The organism is Shewanella sp. SG44-6 (assembly GCF_014164185.1).
Lineage (GTDB): Bacteria > Pseudomonadota > Gammaproteobacteria > Enterobacterales > Shewanellaceae > Shewanella > Shewanella vesiculosa.
This window is the reverse complement of the sequence record NZ_JACJER010000002.1, coordinates 1-20,702: the sequence shown is the minus strand read 5'-3', so window position 1 is coordinate 20,702 and position 20,702 is coordinate 1. Positions and strand designations below refer to the sequence as shown.

General features: G+C 41.5%; 17 protein-coding genes, 3 tRNA genes and 1 pseudogene. 5 read left to right on the top strand and 16 right to left on the bottom strand.

The window, feature by feature from the left end; genetic code table 11:
• Nucleotides 1-21: 21 nt before the first annotated feature.
• The 16 genes from H5185_RS00495 to orn all read right to left on the bottom strand — a co-directional run bounded on the left by H5185_RS00495 (nt 22) and on the right by orn (nt 13,885).
• Nucleotides 22-759 carry a cytochrome c1 gene (locus H5185_RS00495; protein WP_182741054.1) on the bottom strand — a complete coding sequence of 246 codons (738 nt, stop codon included), beginning with the start codon at nt 757-759 and terminating at the stop codon, nt 22-24.
• The gene (locus H5185_RS00490) at nt 759-1,973 is read right to left on the bottom strand and encodes a cytochrome bc complex cytochrome b subunit (protein WP_124018316.1); all 1,215 of its coding nucleotides are present in this window, start codon (nt 1,971-1,973) and stop codon (nt 759-761) included. The genes H5185_RS00495 and H5185_RS00490 overlap by 1 nt, the downstream gene beginning before the upstream one ends.
• Nucleotides 1,973-2,563: a ubiquinol-cytochrome c reductase iron-sulfur subunit gene (gene petA, locus H5185_RS00485; RefSeq protein ID WP_124018315.1), complete on the bottom strand. Its 591-nt coding sequence runs from the start codon at nt 2,561-2,563 to the stop codon at nt 1,973-1,975. Before petA ends, H5185_RS00490 begins: the two co-directional genes overlap by 1 nt.
• A 410-nt stretch (nt 2,564-2,973) precedes the next feature.
• Nucleotides 2,974-3,852, bottom strand: coding sequence for a protease modulator HflC (hflC, locus tag H5185_RS00480; RefSeq protein WP_182741053.1), 879 nt, complete (start codon nt 3,850-3,852; stop codon nt 2,974-2,976).
• A 2-nt stretch (nt 3,853-3,854) separates the two neighbouring features.
• On the bottom strand, nt 3,855-5,015 hold the full coding sequence (gene hflK / locus H5185_RS00475; protein WP_124018313.1) for an FtsH protease activity modulator HflK: 1,161 nt from the start codon (nt 5,013-5,015) through the stop codon (nt 3,855-3,857).
• Nucleotides 5,016-5,048: 33 nt separating this feature from the next.
• The gene (hflX, locus tag H5185_RS00470) at nt 5,049-6,356 is read right to left on the bottom strand and encodes a ribosome rescue GTPase HflX (protein WP_124018312.1); all 1,308 of its coding nucleotides are present in this window, start codon (nt 6,354-6,356) and stop codon (nt 5,049-5,051) included.
• 20 nt (nt 6,357-6,376) lie between these two features.
• Nucleotides 6,377-6,634 (bottom strand): RNA chaperone Hfq, encoded by a 258-nt coding sequence (hfq, locus tag H5185_RS00465; RefSeq protein ID WP_124018311.1) that lies wholly within the window; start codon nt 6,632-6,634, stop codon nt 6,377-6,379.
• An 82-nt stretch (nt 6,635-6,716) separates the two neighbouring features.
• Nucleotides 6,717-7,643, bottom strand: coding sequence for a tRNA (adenosine(37)-N6)-dimethylallyltransferase MiaA (gene miaA / locus H5185_RS00460; protein WP_182741052.1), 927 nt, complete (start codon nt 7,641-7,643; stop codon nt 6,717-6,719).
• A 1-nt stretch (nt 7,644) separates the two neighbouring features.
• Entirely contained in the window at nt 7,645-9,531 is a 1,887-nt protein-coding gene (gene mutL / locus H5185_RS00455; RefSeq protein ID WP_182741051.1) for a DNA mismatch repair endonuclease MutL, read from the bottom strand.
• A 1-nt stretch (nt 9,532) separates the two neighbouring features.
• Nucleotides 9,533-10,858, bottom strand: coding sequence for an N-acetylmuramoyl-L-alanine amidase (locus H5185_RS00450; protein ID WP_182741050.1), 1,326 nt, complete (start codon nt 10,856-10,858; stop codon nt 9,533-9,535).
• Entirely contained in the window at nt 10,848-11,324 is a 477-nt protein-coding gene (gene tsaE / locus H5185_RS00445) for a tRNA (adenosine(37)-N6)-threonylcarbamoyltransferase complex ATPase subunit type 1 TsaE (protein ID WP_124018307.1), read from the bottom strand. Before tsaE ends, H5185_RS00450 begins: the two co-directional genes overlap by 11 nt.
• A 172-nt stretch (nt 11,325-11,496) precedes the next feature.
• On the bottom strand, nt 11,497-11,952 hold the full coding sequence (locus tag H5185_RS00440) for a hypothetical protein (protein WP_124018306.1): 456 nt from the start codon (nt 11,950-11,952) through the stop codon (nt 11,497-11,499).
• Between the two features lie 575 nt (nt 11,953-12,527).
• A tRNA-Gly gene (locus H5185_RS00435) sits at nt 12,528-12,603 on the bottom strand.
• Between the two features lie 223 nt (nt 12,604-12,826).
• Nucleotides 12,827-12,902, bottom strand: a tRNA-Gly gene (locus H5185_RS00430).
• A gap of 95 nt (nt 12,903-12,997) precedes the next feature.
• Nucleotides 12,998-13,073, bottom strand: a tRNA-Gly gene (locus H5185_RS00425).
• A gap of 266 nt (nt 13,074-13,339) precedes the next feature.
• Nucleotides 13,340-13,885, bottom strand: coding sequence for an oligoribonuclease (gene orn, locus H5185_RS00420; RefSeq protein ID WP_124018305.1), 546 nt, complete (start codon nt 13,883-13,885; stop codon nt 13,340-13,342).
• Between the two features lie 112 nt (nt 13,886-13,997).
• Here orn and rsgA point away from each other — a divergent pair, with 112 nt between their 5' ends.
• The 5 genes and pseudogenes from rsgA to H5185_RS00395 all read left to right on the top strand — a co-directional run.
• Nucleotides 13,998-15,068 (top strand): small ribosomal subunit biogenesis GTPase RsgA, encoded by a 1,071-nt coding sequence (gene rsgA, locus H5185_RS00415; protein WP_124018304.1) that lies wholly within the window; start codon nt 13,998-14,000, stop codon nt 15,066-15,068.
• A 62-nt stretch (nt 15,069-15,130) separates the two neighbouring features.
• Entirely contained in the window at nt 15,131-15,997 is an 867-nt protein-coding gene (asd, locus tag H5185_RS00410; RefSeq protein ID WP_124018303.1) for an archaetidylserine decarboxylase, read from the top strand.
• Between the two features lie 411 nt (nt 15,998-16,408).
• Nucleotides 16,409-19,618 carry a mechanosensitive ion channel domain-containing protein gene (locus tag H5185_RS00405; RefSeq protein ID WP_182741049.1) on the top strand — a complete coding sequence of 1,070 codons (3,210 nt, stop codon included), beginning with the start codon at nt 16,409-16,411 and terminating at the stop codon, nt 19,616-19,618.
• A gap of 24 nt (nt 19,619-19,642) precedes the next feature.
• On the top strand, nt 19,643-20,377 hold the full coding sequence (locus tag H5185_RS00400; RefSeq protein WP_182741048.1) for a glycerophosphodiester phosphodiesterase: 735 nt from the start codon (nt 19,643-19,645) through the stop codon (nt 20,375-20,377).
• Between the two features lie 36 nt (nt 20,378-20,413).
• Nucleotides 20,414-20,702: pseudogene (locus tag H5185_RS00395) on the top strand (D-2-hydroxyacid dehydrogenase); the annotation flags it as partial.

The window sequence follows — 20,702 nt, the reverse complement described above, 5'->3', positions numbered from 1 at the left end:
TATATTAACCGTTATTGATGGCTAGTGCACATCTTTCCAGTATTCTTTCTTCAACAAATAGGCAATGATGAAGAAAATAAACAAGAATCCAAGTACCCACCAACCTAAAGCTTCACGCTCTAACTGGACAGGTTCAGCTGAATAGACTAAGAAACCCGTGATATCACGAACTGCTTGGTCGTACTCTTCTGCACTCATTTTGCCACCAGTAGGAGGATTCATGCCGACCAACATCATAGTTTCAACACCATCAATGACAGTCTTTTCATATTGAGGAGTTGCAACACCTTGTAAGTCTTGTAAAACGTGCGGCATAGCCACTAATGGAAACACGGTGTTGTTCACACCAAATGGACGCGTTTCATCAGCATAGAAACCTTTTAGGTATGAAAATACCCAATCAGCTCCACGTACACGAGCAACCAAGGTTAAGTCTGGAGGCGGAGCACCAAACCATTTAGCCGCATCAACAGGAGGAATAGCGTTTTCCATTAAATCACCGATTTTAGCATCAGTGAACATGTACTTATTACGCATATCATCGCCACTGATGTCTAAGTCAGTTGCTACACGCTCATAACGTTGGTACTTAGTGCTGTGACAACCTGAACAATATTGCTGGAATAAATCCAGACCACGCTCTAATGACGCTTTGTCATGCAAGTTAACGTTAGCGCTTTCTAAATGAACCTCGTTTCCACCTGCAGCCATAGCGAGAGATGGCAGTAGTGTAACTAATGCAATTAATAACTTTTTCATTAGTGTGTCACCCTCGTAGGAACTTCTTTTGTTTTCTCATTCTTACTGTAAACCCATAGGGCTACGAAGAAACCAAAGTAAGTGAAAGTGAATACACGTGCCGCAATAGTTAGCTCAGGCGTTGCAGGAACCACACCTAAATAGCCAAGAATAATGAACGACACAGTAAATTGTGCGATGTTGATTTTGTGAATCAAACTACGGTAACGGATAGATTTGACTTTACAACGGTCAAGCCAAGGCAGGACAAATAGCACTGCAATCGACAGACCCATAGCAACAACACCGATTAACTTGTCGGGAATTGCACGTAAAATCGCATAGAATGGTGTGAAATACCAAACCGGTGCAATATGCGCAGGAGTCTTCATTGGGTTAGCCGCTTCAAAGTTTGGCTTCTCAAGGAAGTATCCACCACCTTCAGGCATAAAGAACAGCACATAACAGAACACGATTAAGAAGCCTGCTACACCCATAATATCTTTTACAGTGTAATAAGGGTGGAATGGAATACCATCAATAGGCCATCCGTTCTCATCTTTGTTCTTTTTAATTTCAACACCATCAGGGTTGTTCGATCCCACTTCATGTAATGCGATTAGATGTAAGAACACCAACACAACCAATACAAGTGGCAGCGCAATAACGTGTAATGCGAAGAAACGGTTTAGTGTTGCACCGGAAATAACATAGTCACCACGGATCCACAATGTTAGGTCATCACCAATAACAGGAATAGCACCAAACAAAGAGATAATTACCTGTGCGCCCCAATAGGACATTTGTCCCCAAGGCAGTAAGTAACCCATAAATGCTTCAGCCATCAACACTAAAAATATCAACATACCAAACAGCCATAAAAGCTCTCTTGGTTTTTGATAAGAACCGTAAATTAATCCACGGAACATGTGCATATAAATGACAAAGAAGAACGCTGACGCACCAGTAGAGTGCATATAACGTAATAACCAGCCGTATTCAACATCACGCATTATGTATTCAACAGAAGCGAATGCACCTTCTGCTGTTGGTACGTAATTCATGGTTAACCAAATACCAGTCAGTAACTGGTTAACTAAAACTAATAATGCTAATGAGCCAAAGAAATACCAAAAGTTGAAATTCTTTGGTGTGGCATACTGACCCACATGACGGTTATACGTTGCCGTCATTGGGATGCGAGCATCAATCCAATCAATAATATTCTTAACCATTACGCCGCTCCTGTATCTACACCGATGATAACGTTAGCGTCATCGATATATTTGTGCGGTGGAACCACTAGGTTTAATGGTGCAGGAACACCCTGGAATACACGACCAGCCATGTCAAATTTAGAACCATGACAAGGACAGAAGAACCCAGATGTTACACCCTCAACCTGCTCACCGAATGAATCAGGTAGATAAGTTGGTGAACAACCTAAGTGGGTACAGATACCGACTGCTATGAAAAATTCAGGCTTAATAGAACGTGCAGGATTAGTTGCATATTCTGGTTGCTGCATTTCTTCGGAAGCAGGATCACGTAATTGACTGTCTAATGTTTTAAGATTATTTAGCACAGTTTCTGTACGACGAACGACCCAAACCGGTTTTCCGCGCCATTCGACACGAATTAACTGACCTGGTTCAACTTTACTAATATTTACTTCAACCGGCGCACCTGCAGCTTTCGCTTTGGCGCTCGGATTCCATGACTTGATGAAAGGAACCGCTACAGCGACGGCACCAGCACCACCTACTACGGCGGTTGCAGCTGTCAGGAATCTGCGACGTCCGGTATCGACTGGCGCATTGCTCATCCACTTATCTCCCAGAGGGTGTTGGAATTTTTATATTTCAATACTTTAGCGTTCACAAAGGGTGAAGCGCTAAAATCATACTTTGAGGCGGTGCTCATTATAGCGAAAAATTAGAACTAGATCATAGAGAAAACATACATCTAGAGTGAGGATATTAACATTTTTTTCAAAAACGCTTATAAATCAGCCAGATTATAACAATTAGTCGTCCCTTAATTAGTACTTAAAGAGGTAATAAAGACATTTAAAACAAGCAATTATTAATAAAAAATAATCAAAAACACAATAAAAAGTCTTCGTTATGATTTATGACCGTTTTTAGAAAAACTGAATTCATACTAATTAGATTAACTTTCAGCCACAAAAAAGCTCGGTAAAGACCGAGCTTTTTGAACTAAATGATATAAATGTTACTTACCGTTAGACGATTTCATGTATTTGAAGAAATCACCTTCAGGCTCTAACACCATAATGTCATTCTTACCGGCAAAACTTGCTTTGTAAGCTTCTAGACTACGTAAAAAGCTATAAAACTCAGCGTCTTTACTGTAGGCATCAGCATAAATTTTTGCCGACAATGCATCACCTTCACCACGAATGGTAAGCGCTTTACGTTCAGCTTCAGCAACCTTTACTGTCACATTGGCATCAATAGTCGCACGGATAATTTCAGCTTGTTCTTTACCTTGTGCACGGTGCTCTTTCGCCACAGCTTGACGTTCAGCGCGCATACGTTGGTAAATACTAGTACTGACATTAGCAGGTAAGTTAATTTGCTTTACGCGCACATCAACCACTTCAATACCAAGATTTTCAGCACTTTCAGAAGCGTTTTGTAATGCATCGGTTTGCAACTCATCACGCTTACCAGAAACAATCTCTTTGATAGTGCGACGACCAAATTCAGTACGTAAGTCGTTGCTGATTTTGGCTTGTAATAAGCTTTCTGCATTGGCTTTAATACCGCCATTGGTAGAAAGATAGTACTTTTCAAAATCACGAATACGCCACTTAACATAAGAGTCGACCATTAAGTCTTTCTTTTCAGAAGTCACAAAACGATCCGCGGCACCATCCAATGTCTGAATACGAGAATCCAGATATCGAACTTTATCTACCAAAGGAAATTTAAAGTGAAGGCCTGGTGCAAAGACGGTTGTTACGTCATCTTCTTTGAGTACCTTACCGAAACGTGCAACGATGGCACGTTCACCTTCGCTTACCACCATTAAAGAGGAAAAACTCACCCCTAAAATGATGACAAGAATGATCACTGCTAATCTACCCATTGTTAGTTCCTCCCTTGGCGAAGACGATCTTCGCGGCTGAGACGACCATCAGTCGGCATACTAGTAATCGGCGTATCAACACCACTACTAGAGACAGAGTTGATGTGACGTTCTACCTCAGGTTCTACTTGATTACGCTGACTCTTAGAAGAATCCATCAGCTTATCCAAAGGTAAGTACATCAGATTACCGCTACTTTTGGTGTCGACAAGTACTTTATTAGTATCCGCCAACACAGATTGCATTGCATCTATGTATAAACGATTTCGAGTTACATCTGGCGCAGCTTTATACTCAGGTAATAACTTCTCAAATCGAGCGACTTTACCTCTAGCTTCAAGAACTTCACGCTCTTTATAAGCACTAGCTTGTTGTGCCATACGTTCAACTTGTCCACGCGCTTTAGGTTCGATTTCGCGGGCATAAGCTTCAGCTTCACGAATAAAGCGCTGTTCATCTTCCTGAGCTGAAATTGCATCATCAAATGCATCTTTTACTTCTTCTGGAGGACGAGCAGGTAAAAAGTTAACGTCACGAATTTCTAAGCCTAGTTTATATGGCTCAATAATACGTTCTAACTCTGTCCAAGTATCACGACGAATAGCATCACGCCCTGTGGTTAAAATATCATCCATACGATTGTGACCAATGACATAACGCAATGCACTGTCAGTCGCTTCACGTAAACTCGAGTTGGCATCAACAGCACTGTACAGATATGAATAAGCATCTGATACGCTGTATTGAACCACAAGCTCAACATTCACAATGTTTTCGTCAGATGTCAGCATTCTGCCTGACGCAGGGATCGAACGGAACGTTTCCACGTCAACCATTGTCACCTCATCAATAAAAGTGGCTTTCCAATGTAAACCGGAACTCACTTCACCAATGTGTTGACCAAAACGGAGTAACACACCACGCTCAGCTTCCTTAACTGTATATAAACCAGACAATGCCCAGATAATGACGGCAATAACGGCAAAAACAATCAATAAAGATGAATTAAATGGCTGACCAGAGGCGCCATTGCCCCCCTTGCCACCAAAACGTTTTGATAGGTTACGAAATACTTCGTCAAGATCTGGTGGCCCTTTATCGTTACCACCTTTATTTCCCCAAGGGTCTTTGTTCCCCTTGTTACCGGGCTCATTCCAAGCCATTTAGCACTCCATAATTGGATGAAATAAATGAGATTAACAAGAGATGTCTACTTCTGAGTCGTCAAAAATAAATGTCTCTAATTCCCCTTGACTCTGTTTAGCTAATCGGCGCCAATCGGCATCCGATAAACGAACAGATAAAATACAGTTCCCCAGATCGTCATACTCTTTCTGCTGTATTGCATCCAGTCGATAAAACTGGCCAAGATAATGTCCTGCTGATGCAGGTATTTTCAATGTAAGCTCGCAAATAACTTGACCGATTAATTCGGTTATCGCTTTAAGCAGCAAATCAAATCCAATGCGTTTTTGCGCAGAGACCCAAACCCTTTCAGGTTTACCGTCTTCACCGTAATCGATACGAGGCGCGAAATCTTCAAGCAAATCAATCTTATTACACACGACTAATTGCGGGATTTCATCGGCATCGATTTCTTTAAGTACGCTTTGTACTTGTTCAAAATTTTCAGCCATATTGTCATCGGCACAATCAACGATATGTAAAAGGATCTCTGCTTGTCGAGTTTCTTGTAGTGTGGCTTTAAATGCTGCAACAAGGTCGTGAGGTAAATGACGAATGAAACCAACTGTGTCTGCTAAAATTACCGCACCGTCGGGTAAGGATAATTTACGCAGTGTTGGATCTAATGTTGCAAATAATTGATCTGCAGCATAAACGTCCGACGAAGTTAGCGCATTAAATAATGTCGATTTACCCGCGTTGGTATAACCCACCAAAGACACTGTTGCTAAATCACTTCGCTTACGAGCTCGGCGGCTTTGCTCACGTTGTTTATCCACTTTATCAAGTCGACGATTAATGTTCTTAATCCGCCCTCTTAATAAACGTCGGTCTGTTTCAAGCTGGGTCTCACCCGGCCCTCGCATACCAATACCGCCTTTTTGTCGCTCTAAATGAGTCCAACCACGGATAAGGCGCGTCGACATGTGGCGCAATTGCGCTAGCTCCACTTGCAATTTACCTTCATGAGTCCTTGCTCTCTGAGCAAAAATATCAAGAATCAGCGTAGTTCTGTCTAAGACTCGGCACTGGCATACTAATTCAAGATTACGCTCTTGAGCAGGACTCAATGCATGATTAAAAATCACTACATTGGCCTCTGTAGCAGCTACCATTGCGGCTAGTTCTTCAGCTTTACCGGTACCGATAAAAAATTTACGATCTGGCGAGCGTCTACTGCCAGTAATCACTCCAACAGAGCGAGCACCAGCAGATTCAACTAATAGCTGTAACTCAGTGAGATCCTCTCGACGTTCGTCGTCGGAAAAATCTATGTGTACTAATACCGCTGTTTCACCCGCTTCATAACGATCAAACAAAAATTGTATTCCTTTTCAAATTATTCAGCATCGCTTTCTTCACCATGGGCAGTCCCTTGGTGAGCAGTAACGTTAAATGGGCGTGCTGGTACGACTGTTGAAATAGCGTGTTTGTAAACCATTTGGCTTACAGTATTTTTCAACAAGATAACAAATTGATCGAATGACTCAACTTGGCCTTGTAATTTAATACCATTCACTAAATAGATAGAGACTGGTACACGCTCACGACGCAATGCGTTCAAAAATGGGTCTTGTAAAGATTGCCCCTTAGCCATTTGAATTTCCTTTTTTATTTTAAAATATGTTGAATTAAGTTTTATTGTTTAGTTTTAGTATTATACAGCAACGGCTAATAAGCTAGCGGCTTTGTCGCATAAGCGTAACTAAATTCCCTTCGACACCACTTTCAAGCCACTGTAATTCCGGCCAACTCCTCAACCATGTTAATTGACGTTTGGCCAATTGCCTAGTGGCTGCGGTAGCTTTTTCGACCATAGTCGCATGATCAAATTCTTTATCAAGGTATTGCCAGCACTGCCTGTAACCTACACAACGCATTGATGGCATGTCTAAATCTAAGTCACCACGCGCTTTTAAGCGTGACACCTCATCGATAAAGCCTTGCTCAAGCATGATATTAAATCGCTTAGCAATTAATTCATGTAATACACTTCGATCGTTAGGTGCAATAGCAAATTGCACTACATCATACGGCAAAGCGACTGATTTAGTTTGAGTCAATTCAGTCATTGTTTTGCCACTGATCCGATAAACCTCTAATGCACGCGATAATCGTTGTGGATCGTTAGGATGAATTCTTGCTCCAGCAACCGGATCTATTTGACATAATTGTTGGTGTAATACGTCCCAACCGTCTGTTTGCGCTTGCGCCAATATTTGCTGCCGAATACCTTCATCTGCACAGGGTAAAGGAGATAGACCTTCTAACAGTGCTTTAAAGTACATCATGGTGCCACCCACGAGTAAAGGGGTCTTACCGCGACGAATAATGTCTTCGATAGCCAATAGTGCATCACGGCGAAAATCTGCCGCTGAATAACTTTCGCTAGGATCAAGTATATCAATTAACTTGTGCGGAGCCATTTGCAACTCTTTCGCCGTCGGTTTAGCTGAACCGATATCCATGCCACGATAGATAAGCGCTGAATCGACTGAAATAATCTCGCAATTATGCTTTGTCGCCATTTCAATGGCTAATGCCGTCTTGCCTGAGGCAGTAGGCCCCATTAAAAAAATGATTTTCGGCTTATCGACACTGTTCACGTTAATTATTTTTCATCCAATTTTGCCAAGGCAATACGTGCTCTTGGTCATAACAAGTTTGTTTCGTTTCATCGTCAAGTGCACAAAATTGCTGCCATAAGACTTGTACTGGCTCAAATTGCGATAAACTTTGTTGTGCAAGCCAACCGACAATAGCATTATCTGAAGGTTGCTCTATTTGTATCCATTGCAATAATTCAGGTATCACAACAGCAAGTTGGCTTTCCCTCAAATATGGGGGCACTTTTTTAATAATCAACTGCTGAAAGCGAATTGTTAATTCAATACCCATCTTACGCAGTAATTGATCACGCTTGGCTAAGGTTTCTGGCCAATCTAAATCTGCAGCTACTGATACTGGCATTAATAACGGTTGTGACACTAAGCCATTAGCGAGTTTGATTTCAATTTGCTGCTTTCTCACTGCCAATTGCACCTTTTTTATAGGCAACAATGACAACTTATCATCTTTGCATATCACCCAATACTCACCCGCTAACAATGGGGGGATGGCCAACTCAGTCGCGACTTCATTAACATATGATATCGCGCTATTCATCGGGGTATGCAATAACTGTCCATAGCTAGCAATGGCAGATTTGGTCTGGGCAGCAGTTAATGGGCTAGCAGGCTTTTTATCATAACTAGGCTTAATTGCAGCTGAATACCCCCCAGATAAACTATTATTCTTTCCCGGAACATGCATTGAGCCGAACGCGCTAACACTATTAATCGCTTTAGTGGAGTCACGGTTAAGTGAGAATACGTCTTCAATGCTAGCGACGCTATTGGCATCATCCATCACAGTTGGATCTTGGGGCACCATTGCAGAATTATCATGTTTATCTAGTGAATTAGATTCAGATTCTGGTTCATGCTCAGATAAGGCCAACGCAGGCATTTGCACTAATGCCGATTGCACTGCTTGTAATATAAAATCATGCACATAGCGAGATTGATGAAAACGCACTTCATGCTTGGCTGGGTGCACGTTCACATCAACCTGGTGTGGATCAAGTGATAACATCAACACATATCCAGGTTGATGCTCAATACCGTACTCAGCAAAGGCTTGTTTAACAGCATGATTAACCAGTCGGTCTCTAATTAATCGTCCATTGACATAAAAGAAATTCGTCTCGGTGATGACTGTATCTTGTGGTGACTGTAAATAACCATTTAGAGATAAGCCTTCATGTTCACAAGCAATGCTTAAAGCTTGCTCCGCAAACGCTCGGCCACAAATTTGTGCTAAACGTTGCTGCGTTTGAATCTCGGTATTTGCAGGACGATACTGACGCACTAATTTACCATTGTGGGTCAGGGTAAAATGAATATCGCGGCGCACGATGGCAATCCGCTTTAACCACTCATCAATATGAGTGAATTCGGTTTTATCACTTTTTAAGAAGCGTCTTCTGGCGGGGGTATTAAAAAACAAGTCGACCACTTCAATGGTCGAGCCTTGTGGATGTGCAGCAGGGGTCACTTTGACATCCATTTGCGAGCCTTCAGCGTAGGCCTGCCAAGCTTCAGACTGCTCAACTGTTTTTGAGGTTAATGTTAGCCGTGACACTGAGCTAATACTGGCTAGCGCCTCACCGCGAAAACCGAAGCTTAAAATAGCTTCGAGGTCATCGAGCGTATGAACTTTTGACGTTGCATGACGCGACAGTGCTAATGCCAACTCATCCCTAGGAATACCCGCACCGTTATCGCGGATACGAATCAGCTTACTTCCGCCTTTATCGATATCAATATCAACTCTAGTCGCGCCGGCATCAAGACTGTTTTCAACCAGTTCTTTCACCACTGATGCAGGTCGCTCAACCACCTCGCCTGCTGCGATTTGGTTTGCAAGTTGTGGCGGTAACAGTTGAATAGCCATATTAAGCCCTTGGTATTACGAGTTTTTGACCAATACGTACTACATCACTCTTTAAATTATTGGCTTGCTTAATACTGTTTACAGAAACACTGTAACGCTGCGCAATAATTGATAACGACTCGCCACGCTTTACACTGTGTTTAACGTTTGACGTCTTGGCCATCAAAGAGTCAGCGGGCGGATTACCTTCAAAATAACGCAGCACACCTTTATAAATGGCATTAGCCAGCTTTTCTTGATGATTACCGTTAGACAACAACCGTTCTTCACCTGGATTAGAGATAAAGCCAGTTTCAACTAAAATAGAGGGAATATCTGGTGATTTAAGTACAGCAAAACTTGCCGATTCTGGATTTCTTTTGTGAAGGTGAGTAATCGTATCTAAGTCACGAAGAATATCACCAGCAATAGAATGACTTATCGCCATCGAACTGTTCATCGACATATCGAGTAATGTCATGGCTAAATATTGTTCACTATCGGTATTTTGAATGATCTCGCCTGCACCGCCTAATAACTCTGAGTGTTTCTCTTTTTGCTCTAACCAGCGACCAATTTCACTATTGGCTCTGCGCATTGATAACACCCAAACAGACGCGCCACTTGGCTGCGGTGAAGTGAAGGCATCTGCATGAATCGATATCAATAAATCAGCTTTACTGTTTCGTGCCAGTTCTGAGCGTTTATTCAAGTTAACAAAATAATCGCCAGTACGCGTCATCACCGCTCGCATGCCCGGAGTTGCATCCACTTTACGCGCCAAACGCTTGGCAATTTCAAGCACTACCCGTTTTTCATGCATGCCAGAAGGTCCAATAGACCCTGGATCTTCGCCGCCGTGGCCCGCATCAATGGCAACCACAATGTCTCGCGATGACTGATTAGCAGAGCGGCTAACGGTTTGACCTGTAGAGGATCCACCGTCAACATTTTCTAAGTCGACTACCAGACGGTTGCCATAAGGAGCTGTCGGAGGCAAAGTAAACAAACTGGACTTTACCGGTTTAGTTAAATCCATAACCAAACGCAATATGCCTTTTTTAGGCGGTGAGCTAAAACGTATCTTTTTGATAATTTTGCTGTTATTCGCTATTTTATCTAAATTAACTTTAGCGCCAGTATCCTGAATATCAACCACCAAACGATCTGGCCCCGTTAAGGTAAAACTGTCGTATTTAGGAGCTTGAGTTAAATCAAACACCACTCGAGTCGATTCAGGAGCAGCCCAAATACGCACGCTATCAAGTTGATTGGCTGCCCAAACTAAATTAGGCAAAAACAACAGCGTGATGATAATAGGAATAAAAAAAGTTTTTTTAAAAGTCATTATTATTTATATTAATTTTATTTAAAATTGCCTGCCCTGCAGGGGATATGGCTTGTAATTCAACCTGTCTTTGAGATTCTTTATAACGTAAATGCAAATGGATGTCAGCCTTAGGAAGTAATCCATGACCATTATCAGGCCATTCAACTAGACACACACTTCTGTCAGTGAAGTAATCACGGATCCCCATATACTCGAGCTCCTCTGGATCAGCTAATCGATACAGATCAAAATGATACACATCCATATCGTTAAATTCATAAGGCTCAACCAAGGTATAAGTCGGACTTTTCACCGCGCCTTGATGACCCAAACTTTGGATAATACCTCGACTAAACGTTGTTTTACCCGCGCCTAAGTCACCAGTAAGATAAATCGTTAATGGTGGCACAATCCACTGCGCAATTTGTTGCCCAAGAGCGACAGTAGCTTGTTCATTTTCAAGGGTTTTAAGCAGCGATGTCATGGGTAAAGTCAGCTTCCATAAAAAAGAGTTACAAGAATGCTAAATATAACAGAAGTTATAGGGGAACTCCCACAGTTATGGTGGTTATTTTTTGTTAATAAAAAAAGCCAGCTACTGGGAATAGCTGGCAAACTAACACTTCAGGAAGTTATGTCAAAATTTAATATGTCGTTTAGATATCATCCATACGAATTGTGCTGTGAACTAAACGTTTTTGTTGAGTTTGCGCCACTCTGACCAAATCCATTAATGCACTCTTAATTTCATCAGTAGGACTACTCATCGCTGTTTTTTCTAGCAGCGCGATTAAGCGATTTTCTAAATCAAGATGCAGCTCGAGTACTTGGTCTTCTTGCATATTGGCGGCTAATGAGGTTTCAAGACAACGTTTGCTAAAATCTTCGAAAGTAATGTCTTTATACCAAGTATTTAAGATTCTTGAGGGCGCATCTTCTATGTAACTTTCAAGTGTTTCGTATATATGTCTCTCATGCTGTTGAAAATAAGTTAGCATCATTTTTACTCTGGAGGAGTCTGCGTTTCGATCTAAACGCTTATATAATTTCTCCATATCGAGATGGCAATTAGCAACATAATCAAGTAGCTCACTCAGTTGTTGGATCCGCATAATACTCACCTCGTTTAAAGCCCTAACTTCTTAGGAAAATCTATCTTGAGTTGATTATCAGAGATAACACCAGTAAATGATTTGAACCAGATCATGTTTTACTTCAACAATATGCTCTTACTTTAGAGATCCATGAAGAAGTGAGTACTAGATCACTTGTTTGTTGATTGCAAAAACAATTTGCTCAAACGTAGATGATGCAAATTTATTAAAATGACAACATTCGGGATGAGTTAGATTGCAGTGGTGAGCATAAGAAAATGTCAATTTAGCTTTGGTAGGCCTTATGCAAAAGTAAACACTTCACCAGTTTTGGAATAAACAAGATTTGGAGCGACTTTTTCTTTATAAACTAAGAAAGGTTCGAACAGATGACCGATATCTTAACAAGGTATCGCATTTTCTGAAAACGCAACTGAGTCTAGTGTCGTAATAGTAATTAATTGGATTTTTAACAGAGGAAGTGATTTTGAGTGACTTTTCTTTATAAACAAAGAGGGGTTCGAACCGATGACCTATACCTTGGCAAGGTATCGCATGTTCTAAAAATAAGAATTTTAACAGACTAAGTGATTTGGAGCGACATATCGGGTTCGAACCGATGACCTATACCTTGGCAAGGTATCGCTCTACCAACTGAGCTAATGTCGCGTACTGTTTGCTTCATTATAATAATCAACAAGGTATATGCTTTCAACCTATGCCAACTTACCTAATGTCGCATTTCAAATCATGTAAAATTTACAGCGACCTTTCTTTGAAAATAAAGAGAGGTTTGAACCGATGACCTATACCTTGGAATAAGATGGGTATCGACTCTTGCGATTAACTAAACCGAGCTAATGTCGCATTTCAAAAATTTCATCTAGAAATTTGGAGCGACATATCGGGTTCGAACCGATGACCTATACCTTGGCAAGGTATCGCTCTACCAACTGAGCTAATGTCGCGTACTGTTTGCTTCATTATAAATTTAGCAAGGTATCGTCTGTCAACCTATGCCAACTGAGCTAATGTCGCATTTCAAGAATTGTATCTAGAAATTTGGAGCGACATATCGGGTTCGAACCGATGACCTATACCTTGGCAAGGTATCGCTCTACCAACTGAGCTAATGTCGCGTACTATTTGCTTCATTATAAAGTTAGCAAGGTATCGTCTTTCAACCTATGCCAACTGAGCTAATGTCGCGTACTGTTTGCTTCATTATTAAGTTAGCAAGGTATCGTCTTTCAACCCATGCCAACTGAAATAATGTCGCATACTTTCAAATTTCATGACAACTTCCTATGCCTCAGAGTTTGGCGCTCTGTAGAAAGTTGAGGCCGCATTATAGGTAAATTTTACTATGCTGCAACCCCCTTTTTGAAAAAAATTGTTCAATTGCTTAAATTTTAAATACTTCACTGCGATAAAACTGCATTTCGGCAATAGACTCTTTGATATCTTCTAATGCTTGATGTGTATTTTTCTTGCTAAAGCCATTCATTGTTTCAGGGCTCCAACGACGAACCAACTCTTTGATGGTGCTCACATCAATGTTGCGATAATGAAAATACTCTTCAAGCTCTAACATGTATTTATTCAAAAAGCGGCGATCTTGACCAATGCTATTGCCACACATTGGTGATGCGCCTTTAGGCACGTACTGAGATAAAAAATCAATCGTTTGTGTTATCGCATCTTGTTCAGAACATTTACTGGCACGAACACGCTCAATTAATCCTGACTCTCCATGATGTTTTTGGTTCCAATCGTCCATCCCAGCTAACACATCATCTGTCTGATAAATGGCTAGAACAGGGCCTTGAGCAATGATATTGAGGTCTTGGTCAGTCACTAAAGTTGCAATTTCAATGACTCGATCAACAGCGGGTTCTAAGCCTGTCATTTCCAAATCAACCCAAATTAGATTATTCGCATCAACAGCCATTTATGCCGCCTTATATTATCTGTAGCCTAAATTCAGGCATTTTTATAAAAGAGTGTGTATCATACTGTTTTTTTGATACACAAAAAAACACCTATTTAATGAAGATAAGCCTGTGAGTAAAAAGAAACCCCTAAGTCAGGGCCAATTACGCCGAATGCGCGCCAATCAGACTAAACGATTAAAGCGTAATGACGATAATAGTCAACATGCCGAGTTACAGGATAATTTGTTAGGTCCTGAACAAGCCGGTGTGGTGATTTCTCGTTTCGGTCAGCATGCCGATATTGAAACTACAGATGGCATGGTCTCGCGCTGTAATATTCGCCGAGCAGTGACCAGTTTAGTCACCGGTGATAAGGTCGTGGTAAGACTCGCGACTGAAGTTCAATCGGGCTCCAGTATTGGTGGTATTGTCGTCGCCGTTCACCCGCGAAAATCCTCTTTAACTCGACCAGATTTATACGATGGCGTCAAAATTATTGCCGCTAACATCGATCAAATCTTAATTGTGTCTTCCGTTTTACCTAGCTTTACCACCCAAATTATTGATCGATATCTAGTGGCTTCAGAAGACACAGATATTACGCCGATCATCATTCTCAATAAAATTGATTTATTGGATGACACTAATCGTGATGAAATCGAAACGGCATTAACGCGTTACCAAAATATTGGTTATCAAGTTTTCCGTGTCAGTAGTCACACTGGTGAAGGCGTTGAAGACCTCAAAGCATTACTCAATGACAGCGTCAGTGTTTTTGCCGGTCAGTCTGGTGTTGGCAAATCATCTTTGATCAATGCATTAATGCCAGAAGCTGAACTATTAATTGGAGATGTATCCGATAACTCAGGTTTAGGTCAACACACCACCACGACCGCAAAGTTACTCCATTTTGTTAGCGGCGGGGATTTAATCGATTCACCCGGTATACGTGAATTTGCCTTATGGCATTTAGACGCTATCAGGGTCGGTTGGTGCTTTATTGAATTTAGAGAATTTTTAGGCACCTGCAAGTTCCGTGATTGTAAACATGGTGACGACCCAGGATGTGCTTTACAACAAGCACTAGCTGATGGAAAAATAACTCAAGACCGCTTTAGCAATTATCAGCGTATTATTGCCAGTTTAGATGAACAACGTCATGCACGACACTTTCGTGCAATTGATGAATTAGACTCCTAGAGTCAGTAACCTTTAGGAATACTATTCCTAGCTCAATCTGCTTAGAAAAAAAGGGAAAAACATTGGACTCAATTAAAATTGCCTTGCAATACATGTTGCCAAAACACTTTCTGTCGCGCTTAGTCGGTAAATTTGCTGCTGCTGAAGCTGGAATGATTACCACGGCAGGGATCAAATGGTTTATCAAACAATATAAAATTGATATGTCTGAAGCACAGCAACCTGAGCCCGAAGCCTACAAAACCTTTAATGCATTTTTTACCCGAGCATTAAAACCTGAACTCAGACCGATAAACCAAGACAACAGCGTTATGGCACATCCGGTTGATGGAGCTGTGAGTCAATGTGGCCCAATTGAAGCTGGCAATATTTTTCAAGCCAAAGGGCACACTTATACCTCTGAAGCATTGTTAGGTGGTGATAAATCTGATGCGGCACGTTTTGACGGTGGCGATTTTGCAACCATTTATTTGGCGCCCAAAGATTACCATCGCATCCACATGCCTATCACTGGCACATTATCAAAAATGACTTACGTGCCAGGCGACTTATTTTCGGTTAACCCACTGACTGCGCAAAATGTACCCGGATTATTTGCTCGCAATGAGCGCGTAGTTGCCATCTTTGAAACCGAAGCCGGTCCACTTGCAATGGTATTAGTCGGTGCAACAATTGTTGCTAGTATTGAAACGATATGGTCGGGTACTGTGACACCACCAGGTGGCAAGCAAGTGTTTAGCTGGGATTATCCCACTACAGGTCCAGAAGCGGTTACGTTAGAAAAGGGGGCTGAAATGGGTCGCTTTAAATTAGGCAGTACTGTGGTGATGTTATTTGCACAAGACGCCATCGAAACATTTGCCGATGGGGTCGAGCCAGGTGAAACCACGCGTATGGGCCAACCGTTTGCTAAACTGACTCAAGCATAATCAATATAATTATCAGGATACTGACTCCAGTATCCTGGTGTTATCGCTACATCAAGCCGTACTGTTTTTAAGCAGTACGGCTTTATTTTATTGCCTCTCTCCATTTTCTTTTTACCTTGTGGGGTTGCAGAAATACCTCGCATAATCAGCATTAACCACTAGTTAAATAATGATGAAAAGACGATTACAGCACACTTGCTTATATTGGCCACTGACGTATTCCCTTTTATACTTAGCTCATCATGGCAATCATCATTGCACGGCTCATCAATCAATAAACATCATACCGCTTGCGGGTGAATAATTATTGTGGAATCAACTTTGCTTGAAACGATCTAAAGTCATCAAAAATATAGATTATAATCATTCAAATTTGCTACCATGTCCTGACTCCAATCTGGGCAAAGTATTATGTTACGTTTAGCGTGTTTATTCCTGTGTTTCCTTATAGTTAATACACTGTCAGATTCTGTATTTGCTAGCACTCCCCTAACCCTTGATAAACGATTGGGGCTAAATAGCCAAGCCGAAAATCAGCCACTTGATATACCATCGCAAATTGCCGAACTGCAAAGCAGTATTGAAAAACTGCAAATAGAACAGCAAACTTATACCAATATCGAACGCTCTAACAGTGAAACCAAGCTCTCATTGGCAGGACAACTTCGTGAAGCACAAATCCCATTAAGCCTTGATGATGATATCGATCTGGATCAGCAGGCTTCAATGGCTTATTTCCATTTATCAGAATTAAAAGAGACTGAGTCGAGCCTCAATGAGCAATTACGGACTATTTCACAACGTCAAAGACAACTACCTGATTTAATTGTTCAAGCAGAAAATGCCTTAACTCAGCACAATAAAACCCAACAAGTACCGATTGAGACACCTTTAGGCCAACGGAACAAGCTTCAAACCGAACTGCTCACTCAGCATATTGCGACCTTACAGGCGGAACGATTAGCGAGTCCGAAACAACTCGAGATTACCCAGCTTCAACAGCAGCTCAACCGCTTGTTATTAAGCCAACAAGAAAGCTTTATTGAGCTTATCAACAAACACAATATTGAATCTCGTCAGCAAAAAACCGCTGATACTATAGCCAATAACTTAGTTGATGCCCAAGAGCTAGCCGATCCTTTATCTCAAGAGCTGAGTAGATCAAACCAACAATATGCTGAACAATTACAAACGCTCACCAGTAATATTAAATCAGCAATAGAGAAGCAACAGCGGGTTGAGAAACGCTATCAGTCTCAAAATGCACAGCTTTCAAACGTACTAGAACAAATTACTTGGGTAAAAACCAACTCGGCATTTGGCGACCGTTTTTTGCAAATGCTGCAATCATTACCTAAACCGCCCAACCTAGACAAACTGCAAACAGAATTAGCTGATGCACGGCTGGAGCGCTATCAATTAGAGCAACATCAAGCATTAAACAGTCAACAACTTGATGACAGTGAAATGTTTAATGAAACCCAGATAAAACTCTTACAGTCACAGCAAGTACTCATAGATCAACTATTACAAAGTTATGATCAATATTTAGCTGAGTTTGCCAAGTTACGTATTGGTTATGAGCAGCTAAACCAACTGCATAACACATTAAAAAACACCCTTAACGAACATTTATTTTGGGTACCTAATGCCCCCAGCATTGGTCCATTGTGGCTCATCGATTTAAGTCACAGTAGTGTATGGTTACTGCAACCTAGCCAGTGGCAAGCGTTACAACAATCATGGTCTGAAAACAGCAATTATTGGGCTTGGTGGGGCATTTTATTATTATGCTGCTTGATGGCACATGACATGCTTACCCCTAAGTTTAATACCGCAATTAGTCGCTATGCGGTATTTGTTGGTAACGTGACGCAAGATAAATTTAAATACACCATCAAAACCCTCATCATCAGCTTAGTGTATGCCTTAATAAAGCCTTTACCGGTTATTGTGGCCGGTTTTATCTTCTCCCGTTCTGAGCAAAACATGGTTCATGCCGTGGGAGTCGGTATTTTAGCTATTGGTGTCAGTTATCTGATTTATCAATTCTTTTTCTTATTAACGGTAGAAAAAGGTATTTTAATCAGCCACTTCAGACGGCCGAAAAAAATAATCAAACAAGCGCAGCAAACCTTGGCTTCATTTGTGATCATTTCCGCACCCTTAATTGGCTTAATGGGCTTCACTGAAGCATTAGATACTTCATTAGTACGTAACAGTCTTGGCCGTGGGGCGTTTATCGTTTTCTGTGTTGTGCTGTTTCTCCTGTACAAAGATGTCATGTTATTGATTGGCCAATATCGCCAAAATAAGCCTAGCGCGACGAATATGGCGATCATTCAAAAAGCCCTATGGGCCATCTTGATTGTTACGCCTATTTTTAGCGCCATCTTGGCTGCGGTCGGCTACTACTTCACGGCTTTCCAGCTTCTGTTACAACTGCAAATATCAGTATTATTAGGCTTAGGCTTTTTACTAACTTACCAGCTCATTAAACGCTGGATGCTGATTGAGCGCCGTTTAATCGCATTCGATCGCGCTAAAGCCAAACGTGCAGAGCGACTTGCGCAACGTGAAAGAGGCGAGTTGCAAAACAATGAGCCAATAGAAACCTATGAAGAACCAATTGTTGATTTAGAAACTATCTCCAGTCAGTCGCTCGGCTTAGTGCGATCGATTTTATTTTTAGCCTTTTTTGCCAGCTTATTGGGTATTTTGTCGCAGACTCATACCGCAGTATTCTCATTTTTAGATGGCATCACCTTATGGACCACCAACAGCAATGTAAATGGTATTGAGCAGCAAGTGCCAATCACATTAAAATCAATTTCATTCGGCATCATGTTAGTGGGCTTCTCGGTGGTGATTGCTAAAAACCTCCCAGGATTAATGGAACTGACGTTATTGCAAAGATTAGATTTATCGCCAGGAACCGGCTTTGCCATTACCACTGTGAGCAGTTATTTGGTGGTATTTTTTGGCATACTGTTTGGCTTTTCAACTCTTGGAATGGAGTGGTCTAAATTACAGTGGCTAGTTGCCGCATTATCAGTGGGTTTAGGTTTTGGCCTGCAAGAAATTTTTGCTAACTTTATTTCTGGTTTGATCATCCTATTTGAAAAACCCATTCGAATTGGCGATACCGTCACGATCCGCGACCTGTCTGGAACGGTCAGTAAAATTCAAATCCGAGCCACCACGATTGTCGACTGGGACCACAAAGAAATTATTGTGCCCAACAAAGCCTTTATTACTGAACAACTGGTTAACTGGTCGCTATCCAACCCGATAACTCGCGTCATCGTCACGGTATCGGTATCTCGTGATGCCGACCCAACCAAAGTGGAAATGCTACTGCATCAAGCGGTTCGAGAATGTGAATTATCGCTAACCATGCCAGAACCAGAAGTATGGTTTGCCGGTTTTGGTCAGCACACTCAAGATTACGAAATTCGCTCTTATGCTAAAGACATGTCGGCTCGGTGGCCGCTACGCCATAGCCTACATAAACTAATTAATAAAAAGCTCAAAGAAAACAATGTTGAACTTGCCTACCCACAAATGGAAGTTCATATTAATCATACCCCTAAAGAATCTACTGGATTATACAAAGGCTAAGCTAGCTATTGATTAAGGAGTGCTATGCTCGTTTTTGCTCACCGCGGCGCTAGCGGTTATGAACCTGAAAACACCTTAGTTGCGATGGATAAAGCACTCGACTTGGGTGCCAAAGCCATTGAATTAGATGTGCATTGCGTTGAGGGAGAATTAGTCGTGTTCCATGATCGCCGCTTAGAAGGCAAATCAACCGGAACAGGGCTGATCCACTTAACAACAAAAGCAGCACTGGCTCAGTTTACCGTTAGCGGGCAAGCTATTCCCACCCTATGGCAAGTTCTCGAACGAGTCAGCGTTAAAAGCAATGGCTTGTGTAGTGTTAACATCGAATTAAAAGGTGTTGGCTGCGTACAGCCCTTTATTGCCTTATATCCGCAACTCCTTAAACAGTTGAAGTATGCTCCAGAGCAGCTATTAATCTCATCATTTAATCACCCGTATTTAGCGGCGATAAAACACGTCTTTCCACACGCGATTATCGCGCCATTACTCGGCGGGATCCCGCTCGACTTGGCGAAAATAATGACCACTCTCAATGCCTATTCGATCAACCTAGATCTAAGTTTTGTTAGTCAAGCCATTGTTGATGATGCCCACCAGCGTGGTGGCAAAGTGTTTGTTTATACCGTAGATAACCCAAATGATATTCAAGCGTTAAAAGCCATGGGAGTAGATGGTGTTTTCAGTAACTACCCAGACAAAGCCATTGCAGCAACCATGATGCCGATAACAATGGATTACACTGGATGGTTTGAGTAAGTAAGTTGTTCTTCAATGCATGCTAACGGGGGGAATGTGGCACATAAACTATTATTGCTCACCAGAGAGAATGATAAATATCGGCAATTGCTGGCACAACAATCATTATTCGATCTAGAGATTGTCGAAAACATAACAGATCGCATTGGTGATCGCCCAGACAACAGTATTTCAGATAACATTCATCAGGCAGATATTTGGTTAGCTGAACCTCATTTAGCGGCTGCTATGCTGCCGCATGCAACTAAACTTAAATGGATACAATCTACTTTTGCAGGTGTCGATGCCTTGATGAAGCCTTCGTTACCACATGATTATTTACTTA

Bases quoted from the DNA above. Each gene is read 5' to 3' on its own strand.
- H5185_RS00495 (WP_182741054.1), bottom strand. From the start codon at position 759: ATGAAAAAGTTATTAATTGCATTAGTTACACTACTGCCATCTCTCGCT.
- hflK (WP_124018313.1), bottom strand. From the start codon at position 5,015: ATGGCTTGGAATGAGCCCGGTAACAAGGGGAACAAAGACCCTTGGGGA.
- hfq (WP_124018311.1), bottom strand. From the start codon at position 6,634: ATGGCTAAGGGGCAATCTTTACAAGACCCATTTTTGAACGCATTGCGT.
- tsaE (WP_124018307.1), bottom strand. From the start codon at position 11,324: ATGACATCGCTGCTTAAAACCCTTGAAAATGAACAAGCTACTGTCGCT.
- H5185_RS00405 (WP_182741049.1), top strand. From the start codon at position 16,409: ATGTTACGTTTAGCGTGTTTATTCCTGTGTTTCCTTATAGTTAATACA.
- hflC (WP_182741053.1), bottom strand. From the start codon at position 3,852: ATGGGTAGATTAGCAGTGATCATTCTTGTCATCATTTTAGGGGTGAGT.
- H5185_RS00440 (WP_124018306.1), bottom strand. From the start codon at position 11,952: ATGCGGATCCAACAACTGAGTGAGCTACTTGATTATGTTGCTAATTGC.
- H5185_RS00400 (WP_182741048.1), top strand. From the start codon at position 19,643: ATGCTCGTTTTTGCTCACCGCGGCGCTAGCGGTTATGAACCTGAAAAC.
- H5185_RS00490 (WP_124018316.1), bottom strand. From the start codon at position 1,973: ATGGTTAAGAATATTATTGATTGGATTGATGCTCGCATCCCAATGACG.
- H5185_RS00450 (WP_182741050.1), bottom strand. From the start codon at position 10,858: ATGACTTTTAAAAAAACTTTTTTTATTCCTATTATCATCACGCTGTTG.
- petA (WP_124018315.1), bottom strand. From the start codon at position 2,563: ATGAGCAATGCGCCAGTCGATACCGGACGTCGCAGATTCCTGACAGCT.
- mutL (WP_182741051.1), bottom strand. From the start codon at position 9,531: ATGGCTATTCAACTGTTACCGCCACAACTTGCAAACCAAATCGCAGCA.
- orn (WP_124018305.1), bottom strand. From the start codon at position 13,885: ATGGCTGTTGATGCGAATAATCTAATTTGGGTTGATTTGGAAATGACA.